Here is a 12,839-nt window from a genome sequence, read left to right on the forward strand (position 1 = left end):
ATGGGCCCGTTACTTTCATTTGACCGCCTGGCGGTCTCTTTCCAGGGCGAGCACGGCCCGGTGCAGGCGGTGCAGGCGGTGAGTTTCAGCCTGGAGGCCGGGCAGACGCTGGGCGTGGTGGGGGAGTCCGGCTGCGGCAAGAGTGTCACGGCCATGGCGCTGATGGGGTTGTTGCCGCCGCACAGCGCCCGCATCGACCGGGGCGCCATCTGGTTCCAGGGCCGTGACCTGTTGACGCTGAAGCCGCGGCAGATGAGCGATCTGCGCGGCAGCGCGCTGGCGATGATCTTCCAGGAGCCGATGAGCGCGCTCAACCCGGTGCTGACCATCGGCGAGCAGCTGGTGGAGCCGCTGATCCGCCACCGCGGCCTGGCCCCCAAAGCCGCCTGGCAGCAGGCGACGGCCTCGCTCACGGAGGTCGGCCTGGCGCGGGCCGCCGGGCTGATGACCAGCTACCCGCACCAGCTCTCCGGCGGGATGCTGCAGCGGGTGATGATCGCGATGGCGATTGGCTGCCGGCCTGCGCTGCTGATCGCCGATGAACCCACTACCGCGCTGGACGTGACGGTACAGGCGCAGATTCTGGCGCTGCTGCGGGCGGAGGCGGCCCGGCACCAGATGGCGATGATGTTGATCACCCACGATCTGGGGGTGATCGCCCAGATGGCTGACCGGGTGGTGGTGATGTACGCCGGACGCGTGGTGGAGCAGGGCGACACCCGCGAGGTACTGGAAAACCCGCAGCACCCCTACACCCGCGGGCTGATGGCGGCCAGGCCGGTGCCGGGGCAGCGGCGTAAGCGGCTCTATGCGATCCCAGGCCAGGTGCCGGATCCCGCGGATCTGCCGCCCGGCTGCGCGTTTGCTGACCGCTGCCCCGACGCGCAGCCGCGTTGCCGGGCGGCCATCCCGCCGCTCTACGGCAGCGCGCAGCGCCAGTCGGCCTGTTTTTATTCTGATCTGGCGGCACAGCCTGCCGCCATGGAGCCTGATCATGCCGGATAACGATACCCTGATTGACGTCACCGGGCTGAAGAAGTATTTCCCGTTGACCGGCGGGCTGTTCGGCCGTAAAACCGGCGAGCTGCGGGCGGTGGATGACGTGAGTTTTACCCTGCGGCGCGGCAGGGTGTTCGGGCTGGTGGGGGAGTCGGGCAGCGGAAAAACCACCGTCGGGCGCACCCTGCTGGGGCTCTACCCGCCCACAGCCGGAGAGATCCGCTTCAACGGCCGGCCGATACAGCACCTGTCACCGCGTGAACGCAGTGCGCTGCGGCCGCAGATGCAGCTGGTGTTCCAGGATCCGTACAGTTCGCTCAACCCGCGCCTGCGGGTCGGGGAGGCGATAGGCGAGGCGCTGTTGCAGCACGGCCTCTGCCCGCCCGCGCAGGTGCGCGACCGGGTGATTGAGACCATGGCGATCTGCGGGCTGGCGGCGCGCCACTACAGCCGCTACCCCCATGAGTTCTCCGGCGGCCAGCGCCAGCGCATCGGCATCGCCCGGGCGCTGATCCTGCAACCGGCCTTTATTGTGGCGGATGAACCGGTCTCCGCGCTGGATGTGTCCGTACAGGCGCAGGTCATCAACCTGTTTTCCGACCTGCAACAGCAACACGGCGTGACCTTCCTGTTTATCTCCCACGATCTGGGGGTGGTGGAGCATCTGTGTGATGATGTGGCGGTGATGTATCTGGGGCAGATTGTGGAGATCGCCGATCGCGACAGCCTGTTCCGCCGGCCGGGCCACCCCTATACCCAGGCGCTGCTGGCGGCCGTGCCGACGCTGGAGGCCGGCCGCGGCCCGCAGGTGATGGCGCGCGGCGAGGTACCCGATCCGAGCCGGCCGCCCGCCGGCTGCCGCTTTCACACCCGCTGCCCGCATGCCCAGCCACGTTGCCGTGAGCAGGCCCCCGCATTGCGCACGCTGGGCCCCGGCCACCGCGTCGCCTGCCACTTCGCCCTGTAGCGGCGGTCAGTGGGCCGGGCGCTGGCCGCGGATCGCCTCGCTCATGGTGCGGCGGGCGGTGGCCAGGTGGGCGCGCAGCTCGCGCATCGCCTCCTGGTCATTCCGGCAAATCAGCGCCAGCAGCAGTGCCATATGCTCCTCGGTGGCGATGATGTTGCGCTGTTTCAGGTGGTGCTCATCCCACTGGTAGTGGAAGTGGAAAATCACCGAGATGATCTCCAGCGTCTGGTTGAAGAAGGGGTTGTCGGCGGCGGACATAATCAGCGCGTGCAGTTCCCGGTCCAGCCCGGCAAAGCGGCAGTAGTGATCGTCCATCATGGTGTGCAGCTGGCGGTGGCGGGTCAGCAGATCCCGCGCCTGTACCCAGCGCCGATCGTCAGCGGGTAGGGTCAGGAAACGTTGCAGTGCGTGGGTCTCCAGCATCTCCCGCAGTTCAAACAGGTTCTCGGCATAGGCCTGGTCGAAGGGTTTCATCAGCCATTCGCCGCGCCCGGCGGCCTCCAGCAGGCCATAACGGCTGAAGCGCAACAGGAAATCATGCACCGCCCCGGCACCCACCCCGGCGCTTTTTGCTAATTGGACTTCACTGAACGTATCGCCGGGGCGCAACTGCCGCTGGCGGATCAGCTCATGAAACGCGGACTCCACCCGCCCGGCCTGTTCAGCATCCGGCGTTGGCCCCGGCAGGAAGCCCTCATCCCCGGCCGGGGCGCGGGCAATGCAGAACTGCCCGGCGCGGCGCGCCAGAATGCCGCGCTGTTGCAGGTAGTCCAGCGTATGGCGCACGGTGGTGCGGCTGATGTTGTAGAGTTCGGCCAGCGCCGCCTGGGAGGGCAGCGGGGAGGGCAGGTGGCCCTTGGTGATGCCGTCAAGCATCTGGTTGATGACACTCTGTCGCAGGTGTTGCGGTCGGCTCATGGCGGCACCTCTGTGCAGGGTTCGGCCGCCCATTAAAACCCACTTTAAAACACAATAGTCGGCGCTAATTCACATTTGCCGCCTTTATGTAACAAATTAATGCGTAATTTCACTAAAAGGAAACATAAAACGCCGTAACGGAGAGACACCATGCACCAGATGACTGCCCTGATTTGCCCGGAACCCAAAGCCCTGCGCTATAGCCAACGCGACGTCCCGCGCCCCGCGCCCGGTGAGGCGCTGCTGCGGGTGCTGGCCGTCGGCATTTGCGGCACTGACATCCACGCCTGGGCGGGTAACCAGCCGTTTTTCAGCTACCCACGGGTGCTCGGCCATGAAGTGTGCGGGGAGATTGTCGCGTTCGGTGACAATGTCACGAATTTCAGCCCCGGCCAGCGTGTGGCGCTGATCCCCTATCTGGCCTGTGAGCATTGTTCAGCCTGTATGAGCGGCAAACCCAACTGCTGTGAAAACATCTCGGTGATCGGCGTGCATCAGGACGGGGCATTCTGTGATTTCCTCAGCGTGCCGGTGAGTAACCTGCTGCCGGTGGGCGACCTTGACCCGGAAGCCGCCGCGCTGCTGGAGCCGTTTGCCATCAGCGCCCATGCGGTGCGGCGTGCCGGGCTGCGTCCGGGGCAGGCGGTGCTGGTAAGCGGGGCGGGGCCGATCGGGCTGGGGGTGGCGGCGATTGCCGACGCGGACGGCGCACAGGTGGTGGTCAGCGACACCAGCCCAGAGCGGCGGGCGCACGTTACGCAGGTGCTGGGGTTACCGGCGCTGAACCCGCTGGATGCCGCGTTTCAGGCGCAGCTGCGGGCAGCGTTTGGCGGCCTGCCGCCGGAAACGGTGATAGATGCCACCGGCAGCCCGCAGGCGATGAACGGCGCGGTAGAGCTGATCCGCCATGGCGGCAGCGTGGTGTTTGTGGGGCTGCATAAAGGGATGCTGGAGATCGCCGACCCGGCGTTCCATAAACGGGAAGCAACGCTGATGGGCAGCCGTAACGCCACCCGGCAAGATTTTGCCAAAGTCAGTGAGTTAATGGCGGCCGGCACGCTGCACCCCGGCATCATGCTGACCCACCATTTTCAGTTTTCCGCGCTGGCGGAGGAGTTCGAAACGCGGGTCATCGGCAACCGCGCATTGATTAAAGGTGTGGTACGTTTCTGAACCGCGGCGGCCGGTCAGCCGCCCCAGCCGAGTTGCCGGCGGATCGCCCGCCGGTAAGGGGTGTCAATTTGCGGCGGCACCTGCTCGATGTAGTCCATGGCGTGGTCGCGCGTCTCGCCCGTCAGGCTGCTGAGGTAAGCGAGCGCCTCCTGCTGCGACGGGATGCGCCCCTCGCTGTTCTCCACCCTTGGCGGCAGGGCCGTCCAGATCACTGCGTCAATATTGCGCGCCGCCGCCCAGGCGGGCAGCATCCCTTCCGGGTCGCCGGCGGTGAACATCAGCCCGACGCCGTCATGCCGTTCGCGAGGGATCTGCTCCCGCTCTTTCAGCGCCTCGCACGCCTCCGCCAGTGACGGTGTGGTGAGCAGCGCCCAGAACACCGGCACCGGCGGCGCGTTGAAACAGACGGCGGTGGCCAGTTCGCCGCCATCCCCCACCCGTGAAAACTCAATCGGTACGTCGGGGCCATCTGCGTACCATTCGCCTGCTATCGGCACCGGACCCGGTTTCCATATCAGCGATCCCCAACCCAGACAGGCAATGTTCATTCATCCAACTCCTGATAAGTGTCACATCCACGGGATCAAGAGTAGTTGAATTTCTGCCGCTTCGGTTAGTCAGCGGTGGTCAGCCAGCGCAGCATATTGGTGAACAGCGGCGCATAACCGGGCCAGTCAATAAAGGATTGCGGCAACCAGTGCGGGCTGACATCGGACGTCCAGGCCAGCGTGCGGCCCCGGCCATAGCGGCCGGTCACCAGCAGCGGGTGGCTGCCCTGGCAGGCCGGCAGGCGCGCCAGCACCTCTGCGCCTGGTTTCACCTCTACCTCATTCGCCCCCAGCAGCAACGGCCACTCCGCCGGGATGCCCGCCAGGATCGGGTGGTCTGTTGCCCCCGGTACCAGCACGGCCGAAAAGCCTTCCGGCACTTCCAGCCGGTCGTCATACGGCAGGCAGGTCACCGGCAATACCTCTTCCACCGGGGTGCGCCGCCAGCGCGCCTTGCCGTCAATGCCCTGGAAGCTCAGGTAACCGCCGAACATCGCCAGCGCGCCACCCTGTTCCACATAGCCGCGCAGCAGCTTCAGCCGGTCAGCAACCGGTTTACCGTGCAGCCAGACATCCGGGTGCAGTTGCAGCGAAGTTGCCCCGATGTCTGACAGCAAAATCGCGTCATAGGCTGCCAGGCCGTCGGCCGTGAACGGCAACTGCTCCACGGCCTGATGGGCCGGCAGGTGCGTCAGCTGGAATTCAGTGTCTGCCAGCGCGGCAGTCAGCGGCCCGGCGCCGCTGTGAAAAGTCACGCTGCCGAACTGGTCAAATCCTTTGTAGTGTGTGGCCGCACTGACCCACGTTTCACCGACCAGCAATACCTGTTTGGTTTTTTCCACCCTTTCTCTCCCTCCGGGGCTGCCCGGCCAAGTGCACAAAGTGCGCACGTCTCTTGACAGGGTAAATAATAGTCAAAGTTGAACCGTTTCAACGGGAAAAAATGTGTCATTAATCGCCTATGCATTCAACAAATAAATAATATTTATGTAAGTTATTGACACCATTCATCAAACCGTTTCACTATCTGCGGATTGCTGATAATTCGTGCGGTTGATTTGGCTTAGCGCGTGGCAGGAAAGCACGTGAAGAAGCCCCCTTTATTCACTTAGGCAAATGGAGAATACCGATGCAACGACGTTCAATCCTGAAAGGGGCACTGCTGGCCGGTGCCGTGGCACTGGCACCATGGCTGGGTGCCGGTATGGTGACCCCGCAGGCGCAGGCTGCCGAACTGACCAAAGTGACCTTTGTGCAGGAGTGGCCGGTGGCGGACGGCTTCTGGATCCCGTGGATCCTGGGGAAAGAGAAGGGCTTCTACGCGGCTGAAGGCATTGACCTGAACATCGTGGCACCGCCGACGGTGGCTGACACCATGAAATTCCTCGGCACCGGCCGCGCTGACCTCGCCTTCACCACGGTGATGGACATCATCTTCGCCAAAGAGCAGGGCGCACCGGTGACTGCCATCGGCCGTTACGGCCAGGGCAATAACTGGGGCATCGTCTCCCGCCAGGGCGAAAAATTCACCGTGGCAGAGCTGAAAGGCAAAACCATCGGCATCTACAATGACGCCTGGACCAAAGCGCAGCTGGCATTGATGCTGAAAAGCGCCAACCTGACGCTGAAAGACATCACCATGGTGGCGGCAGCCGACGACACCGTGCCGCTGCTGCTGCAAAAACGCGTGGACGCCATCACCGGCATCACCAACGCCGAAGGTACCGGCGTGGTCACCACCGGCAAACAGAAACCGGAATTCCTGCCGGCGGTAGAGCACGGCGTGCCGAATACCCCGATCTTTATGCTGGCCGGCAACGAGCGCTGGCTGAAGGCCAATCCGGAGAAGGCCAAAGCCTTTATGCGCGCCACTGAGAAGAGTATCGCGTACGCCATTGCCCACCCGGACGAAGGCACCGCGACCTTCACCAAACTCTACAGCAAAGCCTATGACCCGGCGTTCATCAAACAGCAGTGGGCTGACACCATCACCCTGCTGGGCAACCCCGGCCCGGAACAGCTGAAACTCAGCGATGCCGCCTGGAATGACCTGCTGAATGCGGTAAAAGCGGAAGGGATCGTGAAAGAGACCCTGCCGGCCAACCAGTACTACACTAACGATTTCCTGCCGCAGGGGAACTGAGGATGAGTACACGCGAACCGGGCACCCGTTGGGTGCCTGAGTGGAGCTACAAGCCCGGCCCGGATGTCGCCTTTGAGGCACCGGCCGGTTTGCGCCATGCGCAGGCGATGGCGAAAAAGGTGGCGGAAGCCGGGCTGGCTGCCGCCGCGCCCGGCATCACTGAGCAGCAGATCGAGCTGGCCGTGTGTGACGCGCTGGAACAGCAGGGCGCTGCAGGCATCTGGACGATCACCACCGTGGGGCTGGGGGAGAATGCGCGCATCTGCTTCCCCACCCATGCACCGACCCCCCGTGCGGCCGCGGCGCAGGATGTGCTGATGATCGACGTGCACCCGATTACCCGGCAAGGGTTCTGGGGCGACTGCACCCGCTGCAAGGTGATTGGCGACCATCCGCTGGCCACCGAGGCGCTGCGCGATCTCGAGGCGTTGCACTACGAAGTGCTGGCCCAGTGCCGCCCCGGCATGCCGGCCAATGAGCTGTTCGGCCTGTGCCATAGCCGGCTGGAGGCTGAGGGCTTTGTGCTGCTCGACCTGCTGGCGAACATCGGCCACTCCCTGACGCCCGGCGCGGCTTACCTGCACAATTTCATTGATGCCGGGAATGACACGCCGATGTGGGGCGCGTGGGCGGTGGAGCCGTTCGCCGCACGCGGTGATATCGCCGTTAAGGTTGAGGATCTGGTCTGGTTTGGCCGCGAGCGGTGTGAAATCCTGTAATACCCGCCGATGATGAAAGGAATACCCGATGTCCCAAGCAAAACTCAGGATCGAGCAGGTGTCGCGCCGGTTTGGTGATCTGACCGCGTTGGCCCCCACCGATCTTCAGGTCGCCGAGGGGGAGTTCATTTCTGTGGTCGGCCCGTCCGGCTGCGGCAAAAGCACCTTGTTTAACCTGATCTCCGGCGTGCTCGCGCCGAGTTCAGGCCGCATCCTGATCGACAACGACGACGTGACCGGCAAAACCGGCCACGTCGGGTATATGCTGCAAAAAGATCTGCTGCTGCCGTGGCTCACGGTGATTGATAACATCGTGCTGGGGGCGACCCTCAAAGGGCGCGCCACCGCCGAGCAGCGCCGCGCCGGGGTGGAACTGGCGCGCCGTTACGGCATCGGCGAGTTTATCAACCACTACCCGGCGGCACTCTCCGGCGGGATGCGCCAGCGGGTGGCGCTGATGCGCACGCTGGCGATGCAGCATGATGTGATGCTGCTGGACGAGCCGTTCGGCGCGCTCGACTCCCAGACCCGCCTCTCGATGCAGCAGTGGCTGCTCACGGTGTGGCAGGAGCAGAAGCGCACCGTGGTGTTCGTCACCCACGATATTGACGAGGCGATCTTCCTGGCTGACCGGGTGGTGGTGATGACCCCGCGCCCCGGCCGGGTGAATGCCATCTTCCCGGTGGAACTGGCGCGCCCGCGCCCGCTCTCCTGTTTGACCAGCGAACCCTTTATGGCGCTGAAAAAGCAGATCCTCAGCCTGATCTACCAGGATGACGCGCAACGCTTGGCGGAGGAGAAGGCCCATGTACACTGAGCCGTTTGGCTGGCGTGGCTGGCTGCTGCGCCTGGGTGGCCCGATGGTGGCGCTGGTGCTGGTTGTCCTCGCCTGGGATCTGGCGGTACGCTGGTTTGACATCCCGGCCTATGTGCTGCCCTCGCCGGAACGCACCCTTGACCACACGCTTTCTGACTGGGACACGCTGTGGGAAGGGTTCCGCATCACCTTCCTGACCTTCCTGATGGGCTTTTTGCTCGGCGCGGTCAGCGGGTTTGCCTTTGCGGTGCTGATGGATATGTCCAGTTGGGTACGCAGCGTGCTCTACCCGATTCTGATCGCCAGCCAGGCGGTGCCGGTGATCGCCATCTCGGCGGCGCTGACCATCTGGCTCGGTTTCGGGCTGGCACCGAAACTGGTGATTGTGGCGCTGGTGGTGTTCTTCCCGGTGGTGGTGAACGTGCTGGACGGCCTCAACTCGGTGGACCGTGACATGCTTAACCTGGTGAAGTCGATGGGCGCGTCGCGTGCCAAAATCTTCCGCTACGTGAAGCTGCCTGCCACCTATACGCCGCTGTTTTCCGCGCTTAAGCTCTCGGCGACCTTCAGCGTCACCGGCGCGGTAATTGGCGAGTGGACCGCCTCCACCAGCGGCGGGCTGGGCGCATACCTGCTGCAGGCCAACTCCCGCCTGAACACCGCCGGCACCTTTTCGGCGATTGTGTTCCTGGCGTTGCTGGGGGTGGTGAGTTTCCTGCTGGTGGTGGGCGCCGAGTACCTGATGACGCCGTGGCGCAACGGTTCCAAAGCCCGCCGCTGGTCACGCCGCTACTGGCGCGATGATAAGCCATGACAGACACCCCGCGCCCGACCATCCGTGATGTGGCGCGCCGCGCGGAGGTGTCTATCGGCACCGTCAGTGCGGTGATCAACAACAGCGGGCGGCCGGTGGCGGCCCGCACCCGCGAACGGGTACTGCAGGCGATTGCCGATCTCGGCTTTGAGCCAAGCAATGCCGCCCGCAGCCTCAAGAGCCGCCGTATCTCCTCCATCGGGTTTATCGTGCCGGATCTCGGTAACGCTTTTTTCGCTGATGTCGCGGAGGGCATCCAGCTGGTGCTCGACCAGGCCGATTTCCTGCTGGTGCTCTGCCTGACCTGGTCTGACACCGCCCGCGAGGAGCATTATGCGCATGTGCTGCGCACCCAGCGGCTGGATGGCGTGATCTACCTTTCCGGCACCGGCCGCCTGAGCCCCTCGTTGCAGGCGTTGGCCAGCCGCGGTGCCATGGTGTTTGTGGATGAGTGCCTGCCGGGGATTGATGTGCCCTTTATCAGCGCACAGAACCGGCAGGGCGCGGCGGCGATGGCCCGCCACGTGCTGGCCTGCGGCCACCGCAGGCTGTTGCTGCTCGGCGGCCCGCCGGGGCTGTGGACCAGTGAACAGCGGCTGGCGGGTTACCACGACGCCTGCCGCGAGCAGGGGTTGGACCCGGCGCACTTGCCGCTGATCGACGGGGATTACACCGAGCGCAGCGGCGAGCAGGCGGCGCAACAGATTCTCGCCCAGCCGCGCCACCAGTGGCCGACGGCGGTGCTCTGCGCCAATGACCTGATGGCGATTGGCCTGATCCGCTATTGTCAGCAGCAGGGCATCGCCGTGCCGGAGGTGCTCAGCGTCACCGGTTTTGACGATATCCCGGCGGCGGCGCGCATTTCACCGCCGCTCACCACCGTGCGCCAGCCGGGGCATGAGATGGGGGCTGCCGCAGCCCACCTGCTGCTGCACCGCCTGGGGTATTTGGCGGCGCCCCCGGCGCGGGAGGCGTTTCCGGCGACGGTGATGTTGAGGGGGAGTGTGAGGGAGATGGAGCCGGGAAGCGGCTCAAGAGGGTAATTGGGGGTTATTGCTTCGGTTGTTCATATGGAGTGGAAAGTTTCGGTTGTTTATGTGAAGTGGAAAGTTTCGGTTGTTCAGCACTGTAGTTTACCTGAGCTGCCGCGCCTCAACCGAGCAGGGCGCGCCGGTGCGCTCGCCCTGCACCCGCGCACTTTTTGGTGCCCTGGCTGAATCATTGGCCGCTCCCGCGGCTCCCCTCATTTCGCCTACGGGCTAATCGGGCCGGGACAGACACGCTCCCTGCGTGGCTGTCCCTCTCGCACACATCCCTGTGTGCTCACCCGGCCCTGCGGCTCCATTCGGCAATGATTTTTACGCCCCCGCCTCTTCTGCAAACCGTCTGGTATGTAAGGAAAGAGTAGGGGCGATTTACTGCACTAACGTCGCCGCGTGGGCTTGGGCGGCGGCGAGGGCGTGGTCGTCAAAAATCGGTTGTTCATACTGATCGCTGAGGTTTCTGACCCGGTAGAGTTTCCAGAGGCCCTGTTCGCGCCGGAGGTAGACGCGCAGGCGCTGCGTTTTACCCGCTTCCCGGCCAAGCCGGACGTCCAGCACTTTGCCGCCCAGGTAGTCTGCGGCAGGCCCCACCTGTAACCCGGCAATCCATTCCGGGGCGTAGTCCTGACCATAGATAAAATAATCGGAACCGACTATCTGCTGCTCCTCAATCTTTTCAATGGCACTCAATCGGCCCAACGTCTCCGCCGCCACATAACGTCGCATAGTAGGCGAACTGTAGGTGCTCTCAGCGCTGTCGCCGGCAAAGGCCTCCAAATAGAAATGGTAGAACGCATCAACCTGCTGCTCAGGCGTGGCCGTAGAGACAGTGCAGCCAGATAACAGCAAAACGAACAGGAAAAGTGCGCGCATCAATATCAATGCCTCCTGTAAATTTTATATGCGGGCTGGGCTGAACGATAACCCGGCCCGGCCCACATATCGCGCTGGCGAAAGTCGGAATACCAGTTTTGTCCGTCATATATCGCCATATGCCCACTTTCGTTTCCGCCCCGGTAAGGCTGGATAACCACAACATCCCCCTCTTGCAGCGTTTCCCCTGCACCAATCACCGTGAACCCTGCGTTACTGAGTAAGCGGCCATAATCTTTTGCATGTAACGTCTGCCCTATATCTATACCGCCTGCATTGATAGCGCGGCGGGTAAAGGCCGCACACCTTCTTTGTGAGGTTGACCCCGCATGTTGCCTGGCATAGATCGCCGCAGCATGTTTATTCCATCCCATTGCATTTTCCTTTTAGTGAATACGTGGCGGCGGCTATTCCAGCACGTGGGGAAGGGGGGCGGGTAGACAAAAGGGGCGATAGAAAATTTATATAATTTAATGATTTAAAAGATAAATTATTGATGGTTGTGGGGGTGATGCTGCGCGGGCCGCAGCATCAGAGAAACGTGCCTTACTTCGGTAACTCCTGCCGGAACCCGACGCCGATGAGGCGGCCGAACAGGAAGGGGAGCCAGGGGCGGTGGCGCAGCCAGCGGCCGAGGGCGCGGATCATCGCAGGCGGACGTTTGCCGCTGCCGGAGCGGCGCGTCATCATCACCTGCAAAAATTGCGTGGCTTTGGTGGGGAAGGTGCGGCGGCGCTGCACGCGGCTGAGCTGGCGCAAGGTCGGTACGCCGCGCTGTAACGGCGCGGCCAGCAGGTTGGCAGTGGCGACGGCGTCCTGAATCGCCAGGTTTACCCCCACGCCGCCAATCGGCGACATGGCATGCGCCGCGTCACCAATGCAGAGCAGCCCCGGCCGCGCCCAGTGGTCCAGCCGGTCGATGCGGATGCTCAGCAACTTCACCTGATCCCAGTGCGTGATGGCCGACGCCAGCCGGGCCGCGTCAAACGGCGCGCTGGCCGCGACCTGGTGCAGAAAGGCCGGCAGGCCCGCCTGCTGTAAACCCGGCAGGGTGCCCTTGTCGATCGAGACGCCGCACTGCCAGTAGTCTCCGCGATCGATCATAATGAAATTCTTACGCGGCCCGCGGTGGCCGGTGGCCCACGCCGGGTCATCTGTATGTTTCGGGATTTTCAGCCACAGCACATCACGCGGTGCACCAAAACTCCGGCTGCTTAGCCCGGCCAGCGTACGCACCGCTGAATGGCGGCCGTCACAGCCCACCACCAGATCGCTTGCAATATGTAACGCGCCCTGCGGCGTCATCGCCTCTACGCCAATCACGCGTTGCTGGTCGTCATAACGCAGGCCGGTCACGCCGGCTTCCATCAACAGGGTGAAGGTGGGCAGCGCCGCGGCCTTACGCTGGAGAAAGTCGAGGAAATCCCACTGCGGCATAAATGCCATAAATTTGCAGTGGGTCGGCAAGCGGGTGAAATCGGCAATCGTCATCTCCCGGCCGCCCATCTCCGCCTGCAACCGTTCCATGCGCTGGTGCGGTAACTGCAAAAATTCTTCCAGCCAGCCCAACTGGTGAATCACCTCCAGCGTCGACGGGTGCAGCGTGTCACCACGGAAATCACGCAGGAAATCGGCGTGCTTCTCCAGCACCACGACCTCAATGCCGCGGCGCGCCAGCAGGTAGCCAAGCATCATGCCGGCCGGCCCGCCGCCGGCGATGCAGCACCGGGTGCGGCGCAGGGTGGGGGTATCAGTCATCAGCATCCCTTATACAACAAACAAGAGTGATAACGATTATCATTGCCGCCTCAGGGAGTCAAACTAT

Annotated in this window: 14 protein-coding genes; 8 read left to right on the forward strand and 6 right to left on the reverse strand. The window is 63.6% G+C overall.

All coding sequences use genetic code 11. The annotated features are described in order from the left end of the window. Window positions 1–1,005, forward strand: coding sequence for an ABC transporter ATP-binding protein (locus CYR55_RS10475; protein WP_101816085.1), 1,005 nt, complete (start codon window positions 1–3; stop codon window positions 1,003–1,005). Continuing rightward, window positions 995–1,966 carry an ABC transporter ATP-binding protein gene (locus CYR55_RS10480; protein WP_101816086.1) on the forward strand — a complete coding sequence of 324 codons (972 nt, stop codon included), beginning with the start codon at window positions 995–997 and terminating at the stop codon, window positions 1,964–1,966. The genes CYR55_RS10475 and CYR55_RS10480 overlap by 11 nt, the downstream gene beginning before the upstream one ends. Before the next feature lie 6 nt (window positions 1,967–1,972). Here CYR55_RS10480 and CYR55_RS10485 read toward each other — a convergent pair whose 3' ends face one another. Next, window positions 1,973–2,884 (reverse strand): GntR family transcriptional regulator, encoded by a 912-nt coding sequence (locus CYR55_RS10485; protein WP_101816087.1) that lies wholly within the window; start codon window positions 2,882–2,884, stop codon window positions 1,973–1,975. 150 nt (window positions 2,885–3,034) lie between these two features. Between CYR55_RS10485 and CYR55_RS10490 the strand changes: the two genes are divergently transcribed. Further along, window positions 3,035–4,057, forward strand: a complete 1,023-nt coding sequence (locus CYR55_RS10490) for a zinc-binding alcohol dehydrogenase family protein (RefSeq protein WP_175580796.1) — start codon at window positions 3,035–3,037, stop codon at window positions 4,055–4,057. A gap of 14 nt (window positions 4,058–4,071) precedes the next feature. On the opposite strand, the gene CYR55_RS10495 is transcribed toward CYR55_RS10490, so the two are convergent. Together CYR55_RS10495 and CYR55_RS10500 are read right to left on the reverse strand one after the other, a co-directional pair. Continuing rightward, complete coding sequence (locus CYR55_RS10495) at window positions 4,072–4,605, reverse strand: hypothetical protein (protein WP_101816088.1); 534 nt, start codon at window positions 4,603–4,605, stop codon at window positions 4,072–4,074. A 65-nt stretch (window positions 4,606–4,670) separates the two neighbouring features. Further along, window positions 4,671–5,447, reverse strand: a complete 777-nt coding sequence (locus CYR55_RS10500; protein WP_101816089.1) for a glutamine amidotransferase — start codon at window positions 5,445–5,447, stop codon at window positions 4,671–4,673. A gap of 287 nt (window positions 5,448–5,734) precedes the next feature. On the opposite strand from CYR55_RS10500, the gene CYR55_RS10505 reads away from it, so the two are divergent. Genes CYR55_RS10505 through CYR55_RS10525 form a run of 5 tightly spaced genes read left to right on the forward strand, consistent with a single transcriptional unit; the run spans window position 5,735 to window position 10,141 of the window. Then, window positions 5,735–6,748, forward strand: a complete 1,014-nt coding sequence (locus CYR55_RS10505; RefSeq protein ID WP_101816090.1) for an ABC transporter substrate-binding protein — start codon at window positions 5,735–5,737, stop codon at window positions 6,746–6,748. Between the two features lie 2 nt (window positions 6,749–6,750). After that, window positions 6,751–7,467 carry a M24 family metallopeptidase gene (locus CYR55_RS10510; protein ID WP_101816091.1) on the forward strand — a complete coding sequence of 239 codons (717 nt, stop codon included), beginning with the start codon at window positions 6,751–6,753 and terminating at the stop codon, window positions 7,465–7,467. Window positions 7,468–7,495: 28 nt separating this feature from the next. Next, window positions 7,496–8,284, forward strand: coding sequence for an ABC transporter ATP-binding protein (locus CYR55_RS10515; protein ID WP_101816092.1), 789 nt, complete (start codon window positions 7,496–7,498; stop codon window positions 8,282–8,284). Next, window positions 8,274–9,098 (forward strand): ABC transporter permease, encoded by an 825-nt coding sequence (locus tag CYR55_RS10520; RefSeq protein ID WP_241522126.1) that lies wholly within the window; start codon window positions 8,274–8,276, stop codon window positions 9,096–9,098. Before CYR55_RS10515 ends, CYR55_RS10520 begins: the two co-directional genes overlap by 11 nt. After that, complete coding sequence (locus CYR55_RS10525; RefSeq protein ID WP_101816094.1) at window positions 9,095–10,141, forward strand: LacI family DNA-binding transcriptional regulator; 1,047 nt, start codon at window positions 9,095–9,097, stop codon at window positions 10,139–10,141. Before CYR55_RS10520 ends, CYR55_RS10525 begins: the two co-directional genes overlap by 4 nt. Before the next feature lie 372 nt (window positions 10,142–10,513). On the opposite strand, the gene CYR55_RS10530 is transcribed toward CYR55_RS10525, so the two are convergent. The 3 genes from CYR55_RS10530 to CYR55_RS10540 form a co-directional block, all read right to left on the reverse strand. Next, window positions 10,514–11,014, reverse strand: coding sequence for a YqhG/Tai3 family protein (locus CYR55_RS10530; RefSeq protein WP_146000973.1), 501 nt, complete (start codon window positions 11,012–11,014; stop codon window positions 10,514–10,516). A gap of 5 nt (window positions 11,015–11,019) precedes the next feature. Then, window positions 11,020–11,388 (reverse strand): NlpC/P60 family protein, encoded by a 369-nt coding sequence (locus CYR55_RS10535; RefSeq protein ID WP_101816096.1) that lies wholly within the window; start codon window positions 11,386–11,388, stop codon window positions 11,020–11,022. A 172-nt stretch (window positions 11,389–11,560) separates the two neighbouring features. Next, window positions 11,561–12,772: an FAD-dependent oxidoreductase gene (locus CYR55_RS10540; protein ID WP_101816160.1), complete on the reverse strand. Its 1,212-nt coding sequence runs from the start codon at window positions 12,770–12,772 to the stop codon at window positions 11,561–11,563. Between the last annotated feature and the right edge of the window lie 67 nt (window positions 12,773–12,839).

This window comes from Chimaeribacter californicus (assembly GCF_002858675.1).
Classification (GTDB): Bacteria; Pseudomonadota; Gammaproteobacteria; order Enterobacterales; family Enterobacteriaceae; genus Chimaeribacter; species Chimaeribacter californicus.